Here is a 22740-nt window from a genome sequence, read left to right as displayed (position 1 = left end):
CCCCATCTTCGGAGGCAAAGATGTCGTACCAGCTCAGAAAAGGCCTGTCATGCTGCGAAGTCGACGGCCACGTGATCTTTCTTGACGTTGCGCAGGATCGATACTTCAGGTTGTCAAATACCGCGGAGCCCATCTTCCGGAGCTTTCTCGCCCATGAGGACGTCTCTGCGGAACAGTTCAGGAAACTTGTGGATGACGGCATCCTGGTCGAGGCCACAAGCGGAGAGCGTGGTGATGCGCCCATACCGTTCATCCAGCCTCCAGCGCGCAGCGCCCTCGAACAGTCTGCTGCGACTGCCAACCGTCGCCTCGGCGTCATGATTTTCCTGGAAGTACTGGCTATCGTCTGGTCGACCCAGCGGCAGCTGAGCTCCCGAGCATTCAAAACCATCATCGAGCATACCGCATCCCAGCGATGCTGCAGAACAGATGTACAAGGCGCGGACGCGGGCGGATCCGCGCCATCAGAGGACAATTTGGTAGGCGCGGCTACTGAGTTCAGTCGTGCGCGGCGCTATGTACCCATCGAGCCGTCCTGCCTACTGGACTCCTTATCCCTAGTCCGGTTTCTCTCGCGGCGCCGGTTGTCGGCAAATATCGTAATCGGCGTCACATTGAATCCTTTTGCCGCGCATTGTTGGGTGCAGGTGGGCGAACTCGTTCTGAATGAAACGCTGTCGGATGCCAACGCGCATACACTCATCAGAGTGATCTGATGGACTATCACTACATCATTCTGGTGGGCGATGAGTCTCTGGAAAACCACGCCCACGCACTCGCAGTGCCGGACGCGGCTCTGTGCTCCGCCGGCATGCAATGTCGATTCTCGTCGACGTCGATAAGGATTTTCACGTCTTCCGATACCCCCACACAGTCCATCCCTGGCCAAGGCCTGATCATCGGACAAGTCTTCACCAAGGACGGTCGACCCATTGCGAACGCACAACCCTTCGAGCACGAAACCGGTGAGATAGCCGGTCACCTGCTGCAGAATCATTGGGGTGAGTATCTCGCGTTCCAAGTCGGTGAAGGTGGACGGGGGCCGACTCTCCTGCGCGACCCCTCCGGAGGCGTTCCATGCGTGTACTCGATCGAGAACGGCACCGGGTTCATCACCTCGGATATCTCCCTTGCGATTGAGCTCGGACTCTATCGCCGCCAAGTGGACTGGCGCGCCATCACGCACGGCCTCAACTTCCCCTATCTTCGGACAGAACGCACGGCATTGTTGGGTGTCAGCGAACTGTTGCCAGGTTGCGTGTTGCACTGCCGGGGAGCAAACATATCCGTGAAGACCGCATGGTCGCCCTGGAAATTTGTTGGACAGAACACTCGTCACAGCGATCCTCGTGCCGCCGCCGCCGATGTCCGGACCGCCGTTTCCACGGTCGTTAAAACCTTGGCCGCTGTAGACGACCGTTTCCTGGTGCAGTTATCAGGTGGACTGGACTCATCTATCGTTGCAGCATGTTTGCGGGAAGCCTCGGATCGGGCAATCTTTTGCTCGTTGGTCATGCCGGTTGCGGGCACTGACGAGCGACCGTATGCCAAGCTGGTGACGGACTCCCTGAGCCGCGAGCTTGTTTCCGTGCAGGTCGGGTTCGAGAATGTCCGCTTTGACTTTCCCACACCACCATCGTCCGTCGTCCCGGCGATCGGCGTCCTTCACCATGCCACCAATCAAGTGTGGGAGGCGGCAGGCTCCAAGTACGGCGCGGACAGCTTCTTCTCGGGCAGTGGTGGCGATACGGTCTTCTGCTACCTGCGGACCGCGGCACCGGCCACCGATGCATTTAGGGAACGCGGCCCTCGTGCAGGTATCGCCGCCATCCGAGACATCTCGGCCCTTCATCAATGCACGGTCTGGAAGGCGGGGCGACTGGGGCTGAAGAAACTTTGGCACCAACCACAAACGATGTGGAAGGCCGATAGCACATTACTCAACCCAAGCCGACTCGCAATGACACATGAAATCCACCCCTGGATGGACGCGCCGCCGGATGCGTTGCCCGGCGATCGAGAGAAAATCTACGACCTCATCGGGACGCAGCTATATAGACATGCAAGGCCTCGTGGCGCATCCCGATCCGTGCGCTACCCGTTGCTATCTCAGCCCGTAATGGAGGCATGCCTGAAGGTACCGACTTGGATGTGGATATCCGACGGGCAGAATCGGGCCATCGCCCGAGCCGCCTTTTCCGGAATACTTCCCGATGGTATCCGCGATCGAAGAAGCAAAGGTTCCTACACGGGTTACCTGGCAGCTGTTTATGCGCGCAACAAAGCGAAGATACGCGAGTTCCTGGAGGACGGCCAACTATGCGCGCACGATCTTCTTGATCGTGCCGCGCTGGCGAAATTCTTTTCATCAGAGCTTGCTCCGCGCGACCAATCGTTCCTACGTACGTTCGATCTGTGCACAGCCGAGAACTGGTTGCGCGGGCAGGCTCAAACACCGCCGTGACGTGCGGTCCCGGCGGAGTGCGCTGCCATCTCATCTTTCATCCGACGCCAGATTCGATATTGCTCGGCCTTGAGCGGACCCGGATCTTCGTAGTCCTGGAGCCAGAAGCGGAACCAATCGAGATTGCGTTCATAAACGGCCAACTTGTGCCGAGGCTGGAACTTGATATGGGCCTCGTCCGGGAACGCGTAGATGTCGCCCTGATTTCTCTGCATCAGTGGCAATGCGTAGTCCAGGGTCATGCGGTATTCCTGTTCCGGCATCTGGAACAGGATGGGTATCCGGATCCGATCCAGGTGAAACACGGGCGAAATCTCCCGCCATCGCCCGGGCGTCTCCTCCAGCGCGCCAAGCTGCAATGATTGCCTTAACGTGGAACGAAAAGCGTCACGCAGGCTATTGAACAGGTAGTAGGTCGGCGTCGACGAAACTCCACTGACCGAAGCGGCAGCGAGAACGTCCGAGTTCGCGGCTGTCCATAGCGTCACTTCGCTGCCGTAGCTAAGTCCACCCATACCGACTCGGGTCGGATCAATCTGCCCCGCAGCGGACAGATGCCTCACGACGCTTTCAACGGCCGAACGTCCTTGGTCATGACGCTCAACGAAGTCCAGCCGGTATTCTGGAATGGCATTGATGCACAACGCCGCGATACCATTCTCGGCAAGGGAGGCAAGTGGCCACTCGTCCCCTACCCCGCCACGCAGAAAGCCATAGCAATTGTAGAAGGTAACGAATAGCGGTGGCGGACCGCTCGTGTTGCGCGGTTCGAACAGTTGACCGGTAAACTCCCGCCCCCGCTCATCCGTCCAATGGATCAGCCTTGCGGGTGCCGTGACTGCGATATCCGTCTCCAGACCCTTGTTCGGCTCGAACAGGATCCGCCGATCACCAGTGGACACGTCGATCGCTTCCAGACGCGGTGGCCGATCCGCCTCGGCGGCAATGCACACTAGTGTGTCGGACGACAGGCCGCAAGGTACATCCCAGTAACGTTGGCCGCCACTGACCAGCCCCTCGGAAAGCACGATCGGCCGCACTCTACCCGTCGATACATCCCAGCCGTAGATCGACTGCGTTCGGCCCCGACGTCTGCGATCGGTTGCCGTGAACAGCACCTCGTCGGTGCCTGGCCGCCACTGGATGTCGGTAATCGTCTGATGGCTGCATAGCTCGGCAGTGCAATGGACGGGCCGGCTGGAGCGTCTGTTCGTCAGCATGGCCAGCTCGACGTCCGTACCCGGCAACAGGCCTGGGTCATTACTGGTGGCAGGCGTCAACAAGGCAATGCGTCCGTCGTCCGGATGCGGTGCAAGCTTCAATGGTTTTGGAAGCCCCAGCGGGAGGTCGGCTACCGTTGGCGCGCGCACCGGCGCCTCCGACGCCGTCAGGTCCCGTACCGACAGGGTCGCCAGATCGACGGCCCTCCATCGATCCGGCGTTTTCGCCAGCAACGGTCCGGTCGAGAACCAGTCTCCCATGAAGCGCTGCGTGGCGGGCCGATCTTCGATCTTGCTCGACCGAAACAGGCCAGCGGCAATGACGACCGTATCATCGATGCGCACCCCACGATCGTACTCAAGCTCTTCGGCGGCAATGACCTCATCCCGGGTGGCGCCGACACTGTACTTCAGCATTCGGCCGTCGTGGCTCAGGGAGAAATCCCGCACGTCCGCCGGGTCGAACGTGACCGGGTAGGCCTGGGAACCGTCCGCGGCTGCTCGCCAGACGGACACGCGCCCATCCAGACGCGCACGGTAGTAAATCCACCGTCCGTCAGGCGACCAGACCGCGGGAGACGGCAGCGCCAGTCCATTGGAGTACTGGCGCAGGGGAACGCCTCCATCCGCCACACGCCGCGGGGGCGATGCTCCTTCCAAATCCTGTACGTACCAGATGGAATCGTAGGTATTACGCTCGATCGATGCCTGCTCGACGCGGAATGCCACCTGCCTTCCATCGGGCGAAATCACCGGATTGCCCAGATCGGCCACCTCCAGAAGACGTCTCGGGGAGATCGCCTCGGCATGTGCAAGGTTCGTGGTGGCTACGCCTACTGCCAAGACGATCGTCGACATCCATCGTAATAAGATCCTGCATGGCGTGGGATACGTACGGACATGCGCCATCGCAGCGACCCGAAGAGCCGGCAAAGAACGGAATCGCATGAGCCGCCCTTACCAGCGCTTGGAGATCGATACGCTTACGAAGCGCCCAATCGCCGAGTAGTTGGTGGCGTCGTACGGCACGAAATTAGCGTTCCTGACGGTGTAGAGCGGCGGCTCACGGTTAAGCAGGTTCTGAATAGAAAGGCCGAACGTCAATCCGGAAAGCGCGTTAGCGCGCTCGCCTGCGTCATAGCCCAGTGCGGTATCTATCGTGGTGAACGAAGCGGTTTTCTCCGTGGTCGTCGCCAGCTGGTTTGTCACACCACTGGTGTAGTTGGCGAAGCCTGATGCACTGAACCCGCCCGATGCCCATACCGCGCCGACCCGGCCGTTCATCTTCGCTGGATTGAAGGCAGTACCTGCGAGTGCGAATTCGGGCTGGCTGGAGCTTGTCTTTTGCGTGCTTTTGAGCCAACTGGTCGCCCCGCGGACCGTCAATTGGCCATCACCGAAGCCGAATCGATATGATCCTGACAGATCGATGCCCTTGATTCGCTGGCTTGCTGCATTCAAGAACTGACCATAGGCGATCGCCACCACGTTGCTTGGATCATAGGCGACCCCCGACAGGTTGTAGAACGCGCTGCTGTATACGGCAAGCAGGTCCTCCTGTTGCTCAGGCGTCGGCGCGTAGTCGACGAATTCGGCATATGCCGGGTTGCTCAGCGCCTGCTGATAGTTGACAGGCACCACCACCCGATCGGTGTAGTCGACGCCGAATGCCGTCAGCTCGGCCTCGAATCCCGGCAACGCTTCGGGATGCACCGCCAGCGAGGCCGCCCAGGTTCTTGCCCGCTCCGCATTCAATTCCGAATTTCCGCCCCAGGACATCAGTACCGTGGCATCGGGCGGATAGCCGCTGCCGCCCGTCGCAGCAGCACTCCACAAAAAGGCCATCTTGTCCTGGTAGCGCTGCACCGCCATGGGTGCCTTGAACGATTTCCCCCAAGAAGCCTTCAGCGTAAGGTCGGCGCTAGGGCTGTAGATCGCGCCAAGCTTTGGCGTAGTGACCCGACCGAAGCTGTCGTAATCCTCGGCGCGAAGCGCCGCATTGAATTCCAAGCGGCGAATGCCCGCGATACCGGCGGAAGGCGAAATGATCGGCAGATTGAACTCGGTGTACGCGTATCGCGCACGCTCGTCGCCGCCATAGCGTGCGCCGCTAATGTGGGACAGGTTCAGGAAATCCTCAGTCCGCGAACCGATACCGATCGCCAGACGCGCGTCGTCGCCGCCTCCGCCGACCGAGAATAGCGGGCCTTCGGCACCAATCTCGTAGGAAATATTCTTATTGTAGAAACTAGTGTCGGCCACAAGACTGGATCCCGTCGCAGACACGAGATGGCGCTCGTCGACGGCTTCATTCTTGCCACGGCTTCCACCAACCGTGATGGACCAGTCGTGCGGAAGGAAGAATTCGATATTCGGCGAGACCAAGGCGATGGACGCCTCCGGGGCATATTGTTGGTAGGCACCCGATTGGGTAACGTACTTGGTCGTTTCGCGGTCGGTCCTGAGCGCATCAAGGCGAAGTTCGGCCACATCGCCGACCAACTGATGGAAGCTGACAAGGCCGCTGCGCGTGTCCCATGTGTTGTAGATCGTGTAGGGCTCGGCCAAGTGATCGGTGTAACTACGTTGATGGGCATTGATTGGATCTGCGGAAGTATCCTTCAGAGTGACGATCAGTCCGCCGCTGGACCAGGTAGTGCCGGCCGTTGCGGTGTACTCGTGTGTTACCGATCCGCCATCGGTCGCTCCACCGTATCGGGTGCCCAATATCACGCCATCGAAATCACGCTTCAGGACCACATTGGCTACACCGCCGACAGCATCCGAACCGTAGATCGCCGACGCGCCATCGGGAACGATCTCAAGGCGCTCGACCGCCTCCACAGGGATGGCGCTGATGTCGACTGCTTGGGAGGACCCGTCGTAGGCGAGTCGCCGCCCGTTTAGCAACGTCAGCGAAGCATCGGGACCCAGGCCGCGCAGGTTCAACGCAGAGCCGCCGGTAAAATCCCCGTTGCTGGAATTACCAGAAGTGCCGATCACGCCCGGATTCTGTCCACCACCAAAGTTTTGCGGCACGCTGCGGATCACCTCGCCAAGATCGGTGAAACCTTCCTCCTTGATGCGCTCGCTGCCTATCGTGATCACCGGCGAAGGCGACGTGCCGCCGCGGATGCGCGTGCCGGTGACCGTGACCGCTTCGAGCTGGGTTACGTTCTCATCGGCATCAGGCTCTTCGGTAGATTGTTCAGAACTCTGTTGTTCGGCCTCCGCCCCGGCGGCTTCCTGGGCCAAGGACAGTCCGGTCGTACCGGTCGTCGTGGCGAACAGAACAATGGAAATGGCGTTGCGTAAAGTGCTTGTCTTCATGCTGCGTCCTTAGTTCTTTCCCTGATTGGCGCCTTGCCGGTCGCTGCTTGGCCACCGGTTTGGATTGCACTCCCTGGCAACCCAAACCTTGCCGTCGGCTTTGCCGCCGTGGTTTCGCCTTCATTCCTGACTGACTCCGGCGTGATTGCCCCCTGCGCCGAACTGTCGGGAAAAAGACCCCATGACTACGATAAACGTAGCAATGTTAACACTACGTTTTACGTAGTATCAATGTCAAGTGCCTATACGGCAGCTTCTGCATATCGGAACCAGATGTGCATGCATGGCCAAGAAGCGACCAGGCACCATCTACGGACGCCGCCTACGCGAGGCGCGGGAGAGCCGCGGCTTTTCCCAAACCGGCCTGGGAATAGCGGTAGGGCTTGATGAGTCCGGTGCGGGCTCCCTTATCAGTCGTTACGAGAACGGCATTCACCAACCGAAGCTGGGCAGGCAGGAACTGTTCGCACGGGCCCTGGAACTGCCGCTGACCTATTTCTATACCGAGGACGACGAGGCGGCGCGACTGATCGCGAACGCTGCGCGTAGCGACAAGCCGGCGCGGAGACTCGTTGAGATCAAGGGCAGGATGAAGCGGAAGTAGCGCTTCCGGGAACGACAAGTGGCAATGCGCTCGCCCGGCACGTGCGCGGCGGCGGCACAAACCGGATCGGCAGGATGTCCGACACTCCTTTCCAACCACCCGCAGCCGGCAACGCCTTCGAATTCGAACCGAGACCAGCAAAATAGCGGGGTCCCGCTTCGATCGCACTCTATAACTACGTTTAACGTAGTATCGCAATCGCGCATGTAACTGGAAGCTTCCCCGCATGGAAGTTCTGGACACATGCAAACGTGGCTGACAAGGGATCGCTTCCTGTCTACAGCCGTCGGCTGCGTGAAGCGCGCGAAGCCCACGGCATCTCGCAACGCAACCTGGGCATCGAGGCGGGCTTGGACGAATTCGTCGCCAGTACCCGCGTCAACCGCTACGAGACCGGTGTCCACCAGCCCGACCTGCAGACCCTGCAACGGCTGGCGAAGGTCCTCGGCCTGCCGCTGGCCTACTTCTATGCCGAGGACGACGAACTCGCACGGCTGATCGCGAACTTCAAGGGCCAGAGCAAGCGCAAGCGCTGACTGGCAATGCGGTCGCGGCGAACTATCTGCCACGCTCGGACCCAACAAAGGGCCCAGTGGGAATATCGGCTTTAAGCCGATATTCCCACTGGGCCCTTTATCGCATCAGTCGAACTTGACCAGATCCTTGAAGATCAGTCGACCCCAGCTCTTTCCACGCGTCTGCACAAGCAGTCCGCCTTCCAAAAGCCCGCCAAGCTGGATCGGCGCGAAACCGAGATTTTCCGCAAGCCCGCCGATCTCCGCGGCGGCGCCTTCATCGTCGCTCGCCAGGAACACGACTCTCCTGCCACCGTGTACCGCCGGATCCTGTTCGAGGACGGCAGCGACCAGATGGTTGAAGCCCCTGACCAGTCTTGCACCCGTGAAGGCCTGCGCGACGACCTGGGAAGAGGACTGCCCCCCCAGCTCCTCCGGGGACACGCCGTAGGTATTGGTCACATCGACGATGGTCTTTCCCTTCCAGGTCGGCAGCGCCTTCGCGACCTCCGGGTGCGATTCGAAACGGACCGCCAGGAAGACGACGTCGGCCTTGACGGCTTCCGCCAGTGTTTTGGGAATGATCCCGGGTCCGATCGCGGCCGCATCGGCCGCAAAGCTTTGCGGATCGCGCGTGGTGGCAACAGATACTTCGATGCCCTTGCGGGCAAACGTCTTGGCAAGGGCGCGACCGAACTGGCCGAAACCGATAATTGCGTAGCTCATGGATGTTCTCCTTGGGAGGGTGTCAGATTTGTGCCAGGCCGCCGTCGACGGCGAGCTCGCTGGCGGTCATGAAGCTGCTGTCCGACGACGCCAGAAAGGCCGCCGCCGCCCCGATCTCCGCCGGCTCGGCCATGCGCTGCAGCGGATTCATCGAGGCGAAGACCTTCATGCCTTCCTCGCCTACCGCTGCCTTCGCCAGTTCGGTCGCCGTCGGCCCGGGCGACAGCACGTTGACGCGGATGCCGGTGCCTTTCAGGTCCTGCGCCCAGGTCTTGGCGAGGTTGCGCACGGCTGCCTTGCTCGCGCTGTAGACGCCGAATGCCGGGGCACCGGTGGTGCCGGCGCTCGATCCGGTCAGGATGATCGAACCGCCCGTGCCCATCAGCGGCAGCGCCTTCTGCACCGTGAAAATCGTGCCCTTCACGTTGGTGTCGAAAGTTTCGTCGATGTGTCCGGCGGTGATCTCGCCGAGCGCAAGCAGGCTTCCCGTCCCGGCATTGGCGAAGACGATGTCGAGGGTGCCGCGCTCGGCCTTCACCGCCGCGTAGAGCCGGTCGAGGTCGGCCGGATCGGAGACCGAGCCCTGCACCGCGCGGGCATGGGGCCCGAGGTCGGCCACGGCGGCGTCCAGCGCTTCTTGCCGGCGGCCGAAGAGGAAGACGAAGGCGCCCTCCTCGATGAAGCGCTTCGCCGCGGCGCGGCCGATGCCGGTCGCGCCGCCGGTGATCACGGCGGTCTTTCCATTCAATCTGTTCATGTCATGCATCCTTGGTGGGGGTTGCAAGACTATCTGCTCTTGATTACCTTAGGACAAGTATGCACCTTTTGGTAAGTATCAAATCATGACGACACACCCCCAAATCTGCGGCACCGGCTTTTCCTGCGGGCTCGACGCCACGCTCCGCATCATCTCGGGCAAGTGGAAACCGCTGGCCCTGTTCTTCCTGCGCGACGGCACCAAGCGCTACGGCGAGCTCAAGCGCTCGATCGGCGGCGTCAGCGACAAGGTGCTGATCCAGCAATTGAAGGATCTGGAAGCCGACGGCGTGCTGGTGCGCACCGACTACCAACAGGTGCCGCCGCGCGTGGACTACGCGCTGACCCCGCTCGGGCGCAGCCTGGCCGACGCGCTCGTCCCGCTGTGCACCTGGGGAACCGAGAACATGCCGGAAATGGCAAACATCCTGGCCAGGCGCGATGCTTTGCCCTAGCGGGATGCTGAAGAACGAAACAAAGGGGCAACCCGCATCAGCCGGCGGCGTAACCCACCAGGAGGTCGGCCAACTCCTTCGGGTGGCTGAGCGCGACGCAATGGCAGCCGGGCATCTCGTCGGGGGGGACGCCCAAGCGCGTAGGCTGGGTTAGCTTCACCAACCCAGCGCCTCATTCGGATTGATCGGGGCCGATATCAACCGGCGTCGCCCAGTCCGGCGGATAGACACCTCGTTCCACCCAATGCAGAAAGCTGGAATGCGGCCAATCCATGGCATGGACGGCACGGCCATGTTTGACAGGGTTGTAGTGGATGTAATCGAGGCAGCGCTGGAAGTCCGCGTCATCGCGAACCAGGTGTTCCCAGTAGCGGCGTTGCCAGATGCCGCGCTCGTTCTTGTTCGCACGGCTATGAGTGCGTCGCTCTCCCGCGGACAGGCTGCGAGAGAACCGGGATTTGATCAGGCGCCAGCGCATGGGGAAATCGTCATCGCCGGTCGGCATCCTCCAGAGGCAATGCAGGTGCTCGGGCAGGACTACGAAACCCGGCATGGCGAACGGATGGTCTTGCCGGGTTTGCTGTAAGGCTCGCTTGAGAACGTCGATGCGATCGACCAGCAAGGTGTTGCCGTGGCGCTCGGCCAGGTTGACCGTGAAGAAATAGGTGCCGCCTGTCACCCGAGCCCGTACATAAGTACGCATACCAGCATCCTTGCCAGAGGGAAGATCAGACCGAAGTGTACGGCGTAGGCTGGGTTGGCTCCATCAACCCAGCATCGCGGAACAAGTCAAGGGCGCTGGGTTGGTGAAGCTAACCCAGCCTACGATCCTCAACCCATCCTGCGGAACCTACGGAACCCGATCCTTTGTTGCCGCGCGGCATCAGCCAGTGGTGTAACCGACCAGGAGGTCGGCCAACTCTTTCGGGTGGCTGAGCGCGACGCAGTGGCAGCCGGGCATCTCGTCGGGGGTGATGCCCAGGCGCTCTGCCGCAAGCCGACGCAGGAAGTCGGGCGGGAAAAGATGGTCGTCCTGGCACAGCACGAACTTGGTCGGCACGTCCGGCCACGCGTCGAGCGGCCACGGCGTACGCCAGGCGGTCGAGGATTCGTCGCGTGCCCTGCGCAACGCCTCTTCGGCGAGTGCGCGCGGAACACCGTTGTAATAACCGACGAGCGGGTCTTCGCTGCCGGTCAAGCCGCCATCGCGTTCGCCCTGTTCCCGCGCCGCCTGGTTGTAGCCGGTGTTGGTCCACCAGTCCTCCGGGGTCTCCCCCGGGGATGGAATCATCGCGGCCAGCAGCACCAGCAGGTCGACCGGGAGCCGAGCGGCCACCAGCGGTGCGGTGAAGCCGCCATACGATTGGCCCACCACCACCAGGTCGCGGCGGTCACCGACCGCCGCGACCACGGCGTCCGCGTACTCATTCAAGCCCGCGGAGTCGTCATCGCACGGCAGGTCGGGCGCGACCACATCGTGCCCGCGCGAACGCAACTCCGCCTCCAGCAGATGCCAGTACCAGCCGACGTCTCCGCCGCCGTGGATCAACACGAAGGTCGTCATGTCCGGCTCACATCGGTCGGGAAGCGCTTCGGGTCACGGGAACAATCGCCGCCGGGCCAGGGCACGAAGCGCCTGCCTCTGCGAGCAGCGCCGAAAGCGCATCGGCGACGACGGCATGCGCATGTTCGTTGTCGAGCCGGGCCAATGCAGGCAGGCTCCGCTGCCGGGCGGCCTCGGCCGCGACACGGAGTCCCACGTAATAACCGAAACGAGGAGGCAGGTCGGAGGCATTCTGCGCACCGGTGAACGCGGCGCCGGCCGCCGCTTCGTCGGTGCCGTCGAATTGCGTCGCAACCGTGCACAGCGCCTCCTTCCAGTGCTGGTCGGTCGGTCCACGGACGGGGCGTGGCTGATCGAGCAAGAGCTGGTGATCGCTCGCCCCGGCGGTCATCGTCGAGGCTGCGTAAGTGGCAAGACCTTCTTGCCACAGCAAGCACCAGAATTGCTCGCAGTCGGCGAAGTGCCTCGCATGCTCGAGATGGAACAGCTCGTGTTCGAGAAAGGGCCGTAGGGAATCGTCATTGTGCAATTTGGCGATCATGTCGGCGCCGAACAGCATGACCTTGCGTCCCGCCACGAAATCGGATCCGCCATCCCGCACGCCAAGCTCATGGGCCAGGATGATCGGCAGCGGCGAGGAGAAATCCGGAAAGAGGGTCCGGAAATGCGCTTCGGCCTCGGAAAGGGCCTCGCCGAAGCGTTGCTCCACGGAGCGGAACGCAGGCCGAAGCGCCGGGAATTCCTCGAGGGACCGCAGGATCCGTCGATCGAGACGCTGTGGATTGCTGTCGGCGTAGAGGCCGGGGCGGATCCGATCGAACTCCCGACGGAATGCCGCGACCCGTGCCTCCGCCGGCATGTCCCTGGTCCGTGCCTCGAACTGATCGAAGTCTGCGGCATAGCTGACGTACTCGGTCGGCGCCGCGCCAGCCGCGCCGGTCGTCAGCAACGCGAGCAGGCACGCCGCAATCCTCGGTAGGCTCATCAACAATTTCCTCGGTCGCAATGTGGATAGCGGGAAGTTGAAAGGTTATACGAATGTCCAGGACCCGCAACATTTCGGCTCAAGACAACCGAGTTGCCTTGGAAGCGGTGTCAGCGAAACCAAAGGGGCCAGAGGAAATATCGGCTCTAAGCGGATATTCCCTCTGGCCCCTTTGGTTTGCATTCCTTGCAATGGATTTCGTATTGCAACGGGGCGGCTCAGGCGCCTGCCGCCCTGGTCAACTCATTCGCACCTGTGGGCCCGTTTGCCGTATGGCTTCGTCCATTTGCAGGGATTGTTGCGGTTGCGGCATTTCGTTCAGCGCCTGCAGCTGCCCCAGCGATTTTTCGACAGGCATGTCGATCGCGTCCTGCGTTTTCATCTGCGCCCTGAGATGCGCCGGATCGCCCGGAGCACCTTGCACGACAAACAGGTTCTCTCCTTTCTGGGTCGAACCGCGAGCCTCGCTTAGGAAGATATGGTCGATCCGCGAGAGGCCGTTCGCCTTGGCAAGGCAGGCGGCACTGGCGGCCATGCAAGCGCTTTGGTCGTCGTATTGGTGTGCGTCCAGGCGGCGTACGGCCGCCTCGGCCTGTGGGATCAGCGGATCCCGAGGGCCGGTGCTCGCGTGGCCGCGGGCCGGACCCTCCGGCGCGGCCTGCTCCTGTTCCGAGATCAGCCATTGCAGCGGCGTGCGCTCCGGCATCTTGTTCTGCCGTTCCTGGTTGAGCTCGCTCTTGGGGAAGGGCGCCTCGATGCTCTTGATGTCCCGGACGTTGTCCAGCGGCTTCAGCGCGCCGTCGTAATCCTTGTCCTTGCCAAGCAAAGTATGCCGATGCAAGCCGGCATGGTTCAACGCACCCCAGGTGTAATCGATGCAGCTGTTGACGGCGCCGCGATACTCCATGTCGAACCCATGCTCATCTGGTTTCCCACCGAATTCCCGCAGCTTGTCGTACTGCGCCTTGGTGATCTCCAGGGTCCGGGAATAATACGGATCCTTGTAGTCCGTGACGTCATGCTCGTACACCTTGCCTGGGCCGCTCGATTCGCCATGCTTGGCGGGAGCGAAACCGTAGCTATCCACCATCTGTCCATCATCGACCGAGTAGTAGACGTGGCCAGCGTCGGAGGTGCCCTTGGATATCGTCAATGGGGTTCCGGGTGCGGCCACATAAATCGTGACGGTGTAATGCTTGTCTTGCGGGTCCATGTTGTCGCGCTCCTATTTTCCTTTCGCGGTGTAGGCGACCAGAAGCTCCGCTTCTTCGGCACGCAATGCCTCGCGGTTCTGGCCAAAACGAATCGCAACCCGATAGCGGCCCGCCGGGATACTGGGCGTATAGGCAAATGCCAGCTCCCGGTATGCGGCACCCTCGGAAAGCAAACCCGCCGCTTGCATCGTGCTGAAGTCGGCATTGAAGGCGAATAATCGGGGGGCCAGGCCATCGGCGGAGAGCGCCACCGGTTCTTCTTCGCCTCGTCCGACGCGCTGGCTGCGTTGCAGCCCTACCTCAACCGGACCCGATTCCTGGACGCGGTAAAGACGCACTTCTGCCGAGATGTCGGCGCGCCTCAACCGATCAGCCGCATCGAAAACCGCAGTGGAATCATCGCCCGTCACCCGTACGCCTATGAAAACTGGCGGCGCGTCATCGTCCGGCTGTGCAGGAACATCGAACTCCAGCTCGATGGGCCCGGTTTCATTCGGATCCAGACGCCGCACCAAAGGGACTGCGGTTCTCATTTCACTCTGCTCCTTTGCGGCGGGGTCGCTTGCTTGCTGCGGTTGTTGAGGTTGCTGCTGACAACCCGTTACGACAAGCATTGCCAGCGCGACAAGCGCAAGGCGCACCTTGATGTGTTCTTTAAGCATGATTGCCTATCCTTGGTTGATTGGGACGCAAGCCGGGAAACGACATCAACTCGCTCCTATCGGAGGAGACCGCAGCTTGTTTTCCCGACGGCATCGCTTATAGGTATTCCCTCGGCCTTCTGCAACCACCATCAGGACATCCTTGCTCAAGACGAATATTTCCACGGAGCCGGCTTCATAGAATCCCGAAGGCCCTACGTCCATGACGGACTCAACCCTCCATGTCATCGGATCGCTGGAAAGAAGCGTGACCCGGGTGGGTTTGCTGACGTCCTCATAACCGTGAAGGAGGTCAGCGGAAATGCGCATCTGCATGTCGCTGTCGGAAGCCTCGCCACCGCGCGGACATTCTCCTGCATCGCTGATGCCAGAACCCATGTAGTGGCGTCGGGTAATGCGCGATGGTTCCTTCTTCCCCGGCACTGCTCGCGCAGGAAACGCATGTTCCGACGAGCATCGCGATTGACCTGGCTACCGCCAGTGACTTTCCTGGTCCCATGATCGAGCATCCTTGGCTTTCCGGCCCAAGCTTCACGTTTTCATCGCGTAAAGAAAAGGAGGTGACCATTGGTCACCCCCTTTTGTCTGGATTCAAAGGGCACCTTCACCCGGTCTTCGACCACCCGCTAGGAAACGGCGTCAGAGACACTTAATCAGGGCGAGGGAGTCGAGCCGTGGGCCATGGCACACACCTTCGGCCATTCGGCTGGAATCACCCAATGCCGCAGCTGTGCATTAGAGAACCTCTCAGATCATGTCCGGGAAGTGACTCTGGCACGGTTTCCACTGCGCCATGCATCCGATTGCATGGGCGAAGGACCGGAGAGCGGCGGTCTTGAATATAGGTTGGGGTGAGCCTGCGGACCCCAACATGCGACTACGTCGAACTCCAAAGCGTTGGGGTTCACTCCGTTCACCCCAACCTATCCCGCTGACTTTTTTCGCACGGCATCAGCCGGAGGTGTAACCCAGCAAGAGGTCGGCCAGCTCTTTCGGATGGCTGAGCGCAACGCAGTGGCAGCCGGGCATCTCGTCGGGAGTGATGCCCAGGCGCTCTTTCGCAAGCCGGCGCAGGAAGTCGGGCGGGAAAAGATGGTCGTCCTTGCACAGGATAAATTTCGTCGGCACGTCCGGCCACGCGTCGAGCGGCCAGGGTGTACGCCAGGCGGTCGATGACTCCTCGCGTGCCCTGCGCAACGCCTCTTCGGCGAGTGCGCGCGGAACACCGTTGTAATAGCCGACGAGCGGGTCTTCGCTGCCGGTCTTGCCGCCATCGCGTTCGCCCTGTTGCCGCGCCGCCTGGTTGTAGCCGGTGTTGGTCCACCAGTCCTCCGGGGTCTCGCCCGGGGACGGAATCATCGCAGCCAGCAGCACCAGCAGGTCGACCGGCAGCCGGTCGGCCACCAGCGGTGCGGTGAAGCCGCCATACGATTGGCCCACGGCCACCAGGTTGCTGCGGCCGCCGACCGCCTCGATCACGGCATCGGCGTACTCACCCAGGCCTGCGGAGTCGTCATCGCACGGCAGGTCAGGCGCGACCACGTCGTGCCCGCGCGAACGCAACTCCGCCTCCAGCAGATGCCAGTACCAGCCGACGTCCCCGCCGCCGTGGATCAATACGAAGGTCGTCATGTCCGCGAATCCCTGCACTTGAGGTGGTTATTCGGTTGAAAAGGGTATTAAACAAAGGGGCCAGAGGGAATATCGACTTAAAGCCAATATTCCCTCTGGCCCCTTTGTTTGGGCACCGTTGTTTGGAAAAGGCACCCTGGTCCCGTGGAGTGCCAGCCGCGTTCAATCGCAACTGACGCTCTTGCCCGATCGCTGTCTCAGTTCGACACAAAGGCGGTCCGCCGCTGCCGGGTCGCCACCCTTCCGCAACAGGCGCGCCAGACCCACGGTCGCGGCCGGGTGCAGTGGCGATTCCACCAGTACGCGCCGGTACCAGGCCTCGGCCGCCGATGAGTCGCCGTGCGCACGATAGCGATCCGCGATCAGCACACCCAGGTCCGAGTACCAGGGACGCACCTGCACCGGATTGCGGTCATAGACGCGCCCCATGGCGGCATAGGCCCGCTCGAACCACAGCAACGCTTCCGCATCGCGCCCGATGATCTCCATCACATCGCCTATGTTGATCATCGAACCCCAGGCATCCGGATCCAACGCCACGGCACGGTGGTAGGACGCCAGCGCCGGCGCGAATTGATGCTGCGCACTCAGTACGAAACCCAGCGCCTTGTGCGCCGCTGCGGAATCGGGTGCCAGCGCCACGGCGCGCTCGGCCAGTTGCCGGGCACGCTGCAATTGCTGACGGGCGGGTTCGCGTTGCAGATGCCCGGAAGCGAGCGCGTCTCCAAGCCGGGTGAATTCCTTGCCTTCCCCTTGCACCGGCTGCGGCCAGCGGATGGACCGCTGAGCCAACGCATTGGCAAGCCCGGCCAGCGCAGGCGCATCGTCCGGATGCATGCCGAGTACGCGCTGGTACAACTCGATGGCCGACTCGTTGTCCGCACGCGAGAACTGGAAATAGTAGTCGTCGGCACGCGAGACCAGCTGGTCGCCCGCATCGCCTGCGGGCGCGGGCGCGGGGACTGGCCAGTAGCGGACACCCGCCCAGGCCAGCACCAGCACCGCCACCATGCCCAGCACGACCACCACCGGTCGCGGCGCGTGGCGTGGGGAAGCGGCTGGTCCGCCGTCACGCCGGTTGGCGGCTGCGTCGCTGCTTCAACCTGCACGCGCAGCCGGTAGCCGCGCTTGGCGATGGTTTCGATGTACCGCGGCGCCTTGGCATCGTCGCCCAGCGACTGCCGCAGTTTGGAAACCGTGCGCGCCAGGCTGTCTTCACCCACGACCAGGCCGGGCCACAAACGGGTCATCAGCTGTTCGCGGGTCACCACCTGGCCCGCATGCGCAGCCAGCACGAACAACAGGTCCATGACCTTGGGCTCCACGCGCACGACTCCCGAAGGCCCGGTCAACTCGCCTGCCGGGCGGTCGGCACGCCAATCGCCGAACCACAATGAATCGGGGTAACTGTCTGTATTCACTGGATTACGCCATCCGCGTGGAATAAATCAGGAAACCAGGAGGATTTCCCCATGGCCCGCTAGCATTGTCGCCCATGCAATGCACCGGACCGGCAAGCACCCGCCGGATGGCCCACCGCATGCAAAGGAACCACCATGTTGCCGCACTGCAAGACCGCCTTTTTCATGATCGTGCTCGCCTGGGCATTGTCGAACACCGCCTGTGCCGCACCGGCGGCGCCGGCCCCGGCACCTTATTCCGCCGAACAGGTCCGCGCCGACTTCGACCAGTTGTATGCGCAGCTGAAGGCCTCGCACTACGACCTGTTCGCTCGCCGCAGCCGCGCCGACTATGACGCGCGCTTCCGGCAGATGCGCCGGCAGATCGACCAGCCCCTGACTCCGCTCCAGGTTCGCGCGCGGTTCCAACGCTTCGTCGCCTTCGGCAACATCGCCCATGCACGCATCGACCCGCCAGGCGCGGCCTGGGACGAATTCCGCGAGCAGGGCGGGAAGGCGTTCCCGCTTTACCTGCGCGTGGTGGATGGCAAGGCTTATGTCGTCGATGACTACAGTGGCCGCGACGACATCGCCCAGGGCGACCGGGTGCTGTCCGTGGATGGCCAGCCCGCGATGCGCTGGCTGGAGCGCATGCGCGAGTACGTCTCCGCGGACAACGACTACATGGCGTGGGCCCAGGTGGAAACCCAATTGCCGCTGCTGGCGTGGATGGCGCTGGGTGAGGCCCCTGCTTTCGACGTGGTGCTGGCCAAGCCCTCGGGCGCTCGAAAGAAAGTGAAGCTGAACGCACGGACCCGCGCCGAGTTCGAGGCCGCGGAGGCGAACAGGCCCCCTCGCTTCGAACTGGATGGGAACGCGCGCGAAGCCCGCCTGTTAAAGGGAGGCGTGGGGTACCTGCGGCCAGGCCCGTTCTACGACAATCGCCCGGAGGCGGCCACGCCGTGGGACCCGACCGCCTTCCGCGCCTTCATCGACGCCGCGTTCGGCGAGTTCATCGCCGGTGGCGCCAGCAGCGTGCTGATCGATCTGCGCGACAACCCGGGCGGCGACAATTCCTTCAGCGACCCGATGGTGGCGTGGTTCGCCGACCGGCCGTTCCGGTTCAGTCCGGGCTTCGACATCAAGATCAGCGAAGCGACGGTCGAATCCAATCGAAAGCGACTGGACAGCATCGGCGGCGACCAGGACTCCACGTCCAGGCAATTGGCTGCCGCTTATGCAGGCAAGGTGGCAGGCAGCCGGGTGATGTTCCCGATCCCGCTGGTGTCGCCGCGCAAGGAGGGAGGTTTCAAGGGGCGGGTGTATCTGTTGGTCAACCGGCATTCGTACTCCAACACGGTACTCGTGGCGGCGATCACCCAGGATTATCACTTCGGCAAGATTCTTGGCGAGGAAACCGCGGACCTGGCGAGCACCTACGGCGCGCTGGAGAAATTCACCCTGCCGCTTACGGGTATCGAAGTCAGCTTTCCCAAAGCGCGGATCATGAGGCCCAATGGCGACCCACAAGCGCGCGGCGTGGTGCCTGATATCGCCATAGCGACGCCATTGGCTGCGGGATCGACCGACACCGTGCTGGAACAGGCCGTGGCGCTGGTACGGGCAGCGGCTCCTTGCTGCGTACAGCAATAGCGGCAACAGGCAGGCCACACGCGGGGTGGCCTCGGCCCACCATCGCAATCGGTCGGGGGGGTAATCCAACCTGACCCCCTTTTCTTGCTTGAGGCTCTGTCGCTTCGGGCAGGAACAGCGATGGATGTCGCTACGCTCGACCCATCCTACGGGGCCTTCTCCAAAAAAAGTCGGCGCCCACAAGGGACGCCGACATGGTGTGGCCTGGGGACGGGCGAAGCGTTGCCCGCCCCGAACTTTTTCGCTGCCCGTCAGGGCAAGGTGTTCAACGTCGCCCTCACCGGTGGGGAGAAGTTGTACCCGTCACGTCGGTCCCAATTGACCGACCAGGTCATGACGCCGCGGAAAGTGGGATAGGCCTGCTGGGGCCTGATGGTTCCGCAACTCTGCAGCCGCGTCAGGCAGTTCAAGGCATTGGCGATCGTGACCGACGACGCCTGCCCGCTATTGGCCGACGAGGGTCCCGAAGGCAATCCGAACGCCACCTGGTCCGGCCGCAGGCCATTGAAGACGACGCCGGTATTGTTGTTGGTCCTGAATCCCTCGATCAGCATCAGGCTGGCACCGACCAGCATGTCGACCGAACCCTCGGCCAGGCCGCCCTGGCTGTACGGCGAATACAGCGCGCCGTTGTTGTAGTACTGCACGTGGATGAGGTCCAGTTCCTGGCGCAGTCCATCGATGATCGGCAGGTAAGCGCCCCAGATGCCGCTGTAGGCGGAAAAGCCGCCCTGGACATAAGGGTGCTCGGGCGCCATCGACAGGTAGAACGACGGACCGATGCGTGTGTTGAGCTGCTTGATGGCGGTGACCAGGTTGGTCTGCACGGCCGCGCCGTGCATCACGCCCGCGCCGCTTTCCAGGTCGATGTCCACGCCGTCGAAACCGTAGTAGCGGATCAGGTCCTCCATGCTGTCGACGAAGTTGGCGACCTGGGTCGGATTGTTCAGCGACACCGTGCCGTTCTGGCCGCCCAGCGACAGCACCACTTTCTTGCCCCGCGCACGCGCCGCTGCCACGTCGGCGCGGAACTGCGCTTCGCTGCCGGCGCCCGGATCGACGGTGAAGCTGACATTGCCGTTGCCCGCGTCGTCGCCGAACGCGACCACGATGACGTCGAAGTCGTTGGAGACCTGGCTGATTGGGAACGTGGGGCCGGACGGATTGGTGAAGTTGTGCCAGTACCCCACCAGGGCGTGGCGCGGCAGGTCGTTGGAACCGCCGCCGCCGCTGGTGGTCGCGGTGATCTGCGCGCCTTGCGCCGAGGCGTTGCCGGCGTTGTCGCGGGCGCGCACGCGGAAGGTGTAGGCCGTGGACGCGGCCAGGCCGGTGCTGCTGAAGGAGGTGCCGGCAGGCGAGCCGACCAGGGTGCCATTGCGGTAGACGTCATAGCCCGCGACGCCGCTGCCGCCGACGTTGTCGGTGGAGGCGTTCCAGCCGAGGTTGACGCTGGACGACGTCACCGACGTCGCGGCCAGCCCTGTGGGAACACTGGGTGCGGTGGTGTCGGGCGTGGTCACCGTGTTGACGGTGATGTTGGCCGTGGCCGACGTGGTGGTGGCGCCGGCGTTGTCGGTGGCGACCGCCTTGATCGCATGGTTGCCCGCGGCCGCATTGGTCCAGGTCACGCTGTAGGGGGACGTGGTATCGGTGCCCAGTGAGGTGGTGCCACGGAAGAACTGTACCTGGGCGACCGTGCCGTCGGCATCGGCTGCGTTCGCCGATACGGTGATGCTGGCGCCTGCAGTGAAGGTCGCGCCGTTCGCCGGCGCGGTCAAGGCGACGGTGGGCGGCGTGTTGCCGCCGGTGCTGCAGACGCCCAGGTCCTGGTACCAGCCGCAGCTGGGGCAATGGGTGGGCGGCGCATTCCAGATCGTGATGCTCGCCTGGTACAGCCGTCCCTGATAGACGAGCTTGTTGCCCGGGTTATAGATGGTGGATGCGTTCCATTCGGCGACGCCAGTGCAACTGACGCTTTGCGCGTGCGCGGGCGCTATCCATGCCGTCAGCAAAAAGCCGCACAGCAGGATCCTTGTCAATCTGATGCTCATGGTGTGTTCTCCAAATTCCTGGTGGGTAGGGACGGAGGCAGGCGCGGAGGCGCGGGCCGTTCACGTGACGCGCGGCGAAGCTGCGGCGGCGCGTTTTTTCCCTCAGGCAAGAACGACAAGGTTGCTGCGGTGTTGCGAAGCCGTGAAGTGCGCTGCATGCATGTGCGGCGCTACCGGGCGCTGCCGACTGTGGTGCGCGACGACCCTCGCGTCAAGCGCTCCATTTCCGATAATGCGGCGATCGTCACGCTACGAAAACCGCTGTCCTGCAGCGATGTCCGCGTGCTTCCGCAAGCATGTCGCGCAGGCGTCTGGCGATGACCGCTTTTGTCTTGTCAGAGCCGCCGGAAGTCACGCGTATGCCGCGTCAGGCGTTACGCGCAATGTCGCGCAATCCATATGATGTCGCGCGCAGGCGGGGAAACAAAGGGGCCAGAGGGAATATCGGTTTTAAGCCGATATTCCCTCTGACCCCTTTGTTTTCGGGGTTGGCTATCAACACAGCATCACGCAAAAGCAATTGGGGTCAGGTTGGACTGCCCCTTTTTCTTCGGGCTACCGTGCCGGAAGGAATTCGTTCGCCTCCACCAGCTTGACACCCGGCGCCACGCCGAGGCACTGGCGCAGGAGGTGGACATGGCCCTGGCCGTAGAACACCACGGCGCGGTCGCCGGGTTTCAGGACCTGCAGCAGGCGCGCACAGATGCCGAAGTTGCGTTGCGCCCAGGCGGCATTGAGCGCGACTCCCGGCTGCACCTCGCCGCTGCCGTAGCGCAGGAACTCGGCATAGAAGCTCGCGCTCTCGTCGATCGCCTGTGGGGTGTTCATCTCGCGCAGCACGCCACCAATGGTGTGTGTTGCCTGCAGTGCGGTGATGCGGCCTGTGATGGCTTGCGCCTGCGTCATGAGTGCGCCCAGCGCGTCGGTCTTGCCGTTGGCCTGGGCCCAGGCTTGAACCGCTTCGAACGGAAAATCGCCGGGGACATCGAGGCCGTGGACCTGCGCCAGTCCGCGTTGCTTGGCCAGGCGGAAGCCGAGTTGCACGACTTCGTTGGTCGAAGGCGGCAGGCTGCCGTCGAGATACTGCGCGTACTCCGCGCGTGCGGTGTCGGCCGGCCATTCGACCCCGACCAGGGTCGGCTCGAATTTGGCGAGTGCGTCGGCAACGGCCTGCAGTTCGGCCTGCCGCGCCGGCACGCTGACATCCACGGAGTCGACATTGGCCTGGTCCTGGCCCGGGTTGCTGAAATGGTAGGTGGCGACGAGCACGACACGTGCCGGTTCGACGGCGTGCGCGATCGTGGCGTTGAGCACCAGGCACAGGGCAAACAGGGAACGGATCATGGGGACAGCCTCGGAAAGTCGAAGGGGGAGCGTAACCGGGTCAGCTTCATCAATTCAGCCTCGCCAGGCGAGTGAATTCGTTGGGGGCTGGAAAAGGGGCTGGAAAAAGGGGTCGTCCACGAGTCAACGACAAATGAACCTGGAGTGGTCCGGCTAATTCGGACA

Annotated in this window: 19 protein-coding genes and 1 pseudogene; 6 read left to right on the top strand and 14 right to left on the bottom strand. The window is 62.6% G+C overall.

Translation table 11 applies throughout. The features are described 5' to 3' along the window. Positions 1-20: 20 nt before the first annotated feature. Together CSC74_RS08275 and CSC74_RS08270 are read left to right on the top strand one after the other, a co-directional pair. Positions 21-716, top strand: a complete 696-nt coding sequence (locus tag CSC74_RS08275) for a lasso peptide biosynthesis B2 protein (RefSeq protein ID WP_162313972.1) — start codon at positions 21-23, stop codon at positions 714-716. Further along, positions 716-2464, top strand: coding sequence for an asparagine synthase-related protein (locus tag CSC74_RS08270; RefSeq protein ID WP_162313971.1), 1749 nt, complete (start codon positions 716-718; stop codon positions 2462-2464). The genes CSC74_RS08275 and CSC74_RS08270 overlap by 1 nt, the downstream gene beginning before the upstream one ends. Here the strand turns inward: CSC74_RS08270 and CSC74_RS08265 are convergent. Both CSC74_RS08265 and CSC74_RS08260 read right to left on the bottom strand, forming a co-directional pair. After that, positions 2449-4542: an Atxe2 family lasso peptide isopeptidase gene (locus tag CSC74_RS08265; RefSeq protein ID WP_246193065.1), complete on the bottom strand. Its 2094-nt coding sequence runs from the start codon at positions 4540-4542 to the stop codon at positions 2449-2451. The two genes, CSC74_RS08270 and CSC74_RS08265, sit on opposite strands and share 16 nt — an antisense overlap. A 99-nt stretch (positions 4543-4641) precedes the next feature. After that, the gene (locus CSC74_RS08260; protein ID WP_162313969.1) at positions 4642-7014 is read right to left on the bottom strand and encodes a TonB-dependent receptor plug domain-containing protein; all 2373 of its coding nucleotides are present in this window, start codon (positions 7012-7014) and stop codon (positions 4642-4644) included. A gap of 283 nt (positions 7015-7297) precedes the next feature. Between CSC74_RS08260 and CSC74_RS08255 the strand changes: the two genes are divergently transcribed. Both CSC74_RS08255 and CSC74_RS08250 read left to right on the top strand, forming a co-directional pair. Beyond that, positions 7298-7618 (top strand): helix-turn-helix domain-containing protein, encoded by a 321-nt coding sequence (locus CSC74_RS08255; protein ID WP_162313968.1) that lies wholly within the window; start codon positions 7298-7300, stop codon positions 7616-7618. 251 nt (positions 7619-7869) lie between these two features. After that, positions 7870-8154, top strand: a complete 285-nt coding sequence (locus CSC74_RS08250) for a helix-turn-helix domain-containing protein (protein WP_162313967.1) — start codon at positions 7870-7872, stop codon at positions 8152-8154. 105 nt (positions 8155-8259) lie between these two features. Here CSC74_RS08250 and CSC74_RS08245 read toward each other — a convergent pair whose 3' ends face one another. Continuing rightward, positions 8260-8859 carry an NADPH-dependent F420 reductase gene (locus CSC74_RS08245; RefSeq protein WP_162313966.1) on the bottom strand — a complete coding sequence of 200 codons (600 nt, stop codon included), beginning with the start codon at positions 8857-8859 and terminating at the stop codon, positions 8260-8262. A gap of 22 nt (positions 8860-8881) precedes the next feature. Then, the gene (locus CSC74_RS08240; RefSeq protein WP_162313965.1) at positions 8882-9616 is read right to left on the bottom strand and encodes an SDR family NAD(P)-dependent oxidoreductase; all 735 of its coding nucleotides are present in this window, start codon (positions 9614-9616) and stop codon (positions 8882-8884) included. Between the two features lie 85 nt (positions 9617-9701). Here CSC74_RS08240 and CSC74_RS08235 point away from each other — a divergent pair, with 85 nt between their 5' ends. Further along, positions 9702-10070, top strand: coding sequence for a winged helix-turn-helix transcriptional regulator (locus CSC74_RS08235; RefSeq protein ID WP_162313964.1), 369 nt, complete (start codon positions 9702-9704; stop codon positions 10068-10070). 172 nt (positions 10071-10242) lie between these two features. Here the strand turns inward: CSC74_RS08235 and CSC74_RS08230 are convergent, their stop codons facing one another. From CSC74_RS08230 to CSC74_RS17725, 8 genes and pseudogenes are all read right to left on the bottom strand, one after another. Next, a complete protein-coding gene (locus CSC74_RS08230) occupies positions 10243-10773 on the bottom strand; it encodes an REP-associated tyrosine transposase (RefSeq protein WP_162313963.1) in 531 nt (176 codons plus the stop codon). 180 nt (positions 10774-10953) lie between these two features. After that, positions 10954-11634: an alpha/beta fold hydrolase gene (locus CSC74_RS08225; RefSeq protein WP_162313962.1), complete on the bottom strand. Its 681-nt coding sequence runs from the start codon at positions 11632-11634 to the stop codon at positions 10954-10956. A 7-nt stretch (positions 11635-11641) separates the two neighbouring features. Further along, entirely contained in the window at positions 11642-12619 is a 978-nt protein-coding gene (locus CSC74_RS08220) for a hypothetical protein (protein WP_162313961.1), read from the bottom strand. A gap of 238 nt (positions 12620-12857) precedes the next feature. Beyond that, positions 12858-13832 carry an XVIPCD domain-containing protein gene (locus CSC74_RS08215; protein WP_246193063.1) on the bottom strand — a complete coding sequence of 325 codons (975 nt, stop codon included), beginning with the start codon at positions 13830-13832 and terminating at the stop codon, positions 12858-12860. Between the two features lie 12 nt (positions 13833-13844). After that, the gene (locus tag CSC74_RS08210) at positions 13845-14495 is read right to left on the bottom strand and encodes a hypothetical protein (RefSeq protein ID WP_246193061.1); all 651 of its coding nucleotides are present in this window, start codon (positions 14493-14495) and stop codon (positions 13845-13847) included. Positions 14496-15446: 951 nt separating this feature from the next. Further along, positions 15447-16127, bottom strand: a complete 681-nt coding sequence (locus CSC74_RS08205) for an alpha/beta fold hydrolase (protein WP_162313960.1) — start codon at positions 16125-16127, stop codon at positions 15447-15449. Between the two features lie 162 nt (positions 16128-16289). Further along, on the bottom strand, positions 16290-17156 hold the full coding sequence (locus tag CSC74_RS08200; protein WP_246193059.1) for a tetratricopeptide repeat protein: 867 nt from the start codon (positions 17154-17156) through the stop codon (positions 16290-16292). A gap of 143 nt (positions 17157-17299) precedes the next feature. Next, positions 17300-17437, bottom strand: a pseudogene (locus CSC74_RS17725) (winged helix-turn-helix domain-containing protein); the annotation flags it as partial. A 246-nt stretch (positions 17438-17683) separates the two neighbouring features. On the opposite strand from CSC74_RS17725, the gene CSC74_RS08190 reads away from it, so the two are divergent. Beyond that, positions 17684-19180, top strand: coding sequence for a S41 family peptidase (locus CSC74_RS08190; protein ID WP_162313957.1), 1497 nt, complete (start codon positions 17684-17686; stop codon positions 19178-19180). A 251-nt stretch (positions 19181-19431) separates the two neighbouring features. Here the strand turns inward: CSC74_RS08190 and CSC74_RS08185 are convergent, their stop codons facing one another. After that, positions 19432-21231 (bottom strand): Ig-like domain-containing protein, encoded by a 1800-nt coding sequence (locus CSC74_RS08185; RefSeq protein ID WP_162313956.1) that lies wholly within the window; start codon positions 21229-21231, stop codon positions 19432-19434. Positions 21232-21786: 555 nt separating this feature from the next. After that, positions 21787-22575, bottom strand: a complete 789-nt coding sequence (locus CSC74_RS08180) for a DUF5694 domain-containing protein (protein WP_162313955.1) — start codon at positions 22573-22575, stop codon at positions 21787-21789. Positions 22576-22740 lie beyond the last annotated feature (165 nt).

This window comes from Pseudoxanthomonas yeongjuensis, assembly GCF_010093345.1.
GTDB lineage: Bacteria > Pseudomonadota > Gammaproteobacteria > Xanthomonadales > Xanthomonadaceae > Pseudoxanthomonas_A > Pseudoxanthomonas_A yeongjuensis.
Note: the sequence above shows the minus strand (reverse complement) of the source record. Positions and strands in the feature narration are given on the sequence as shown.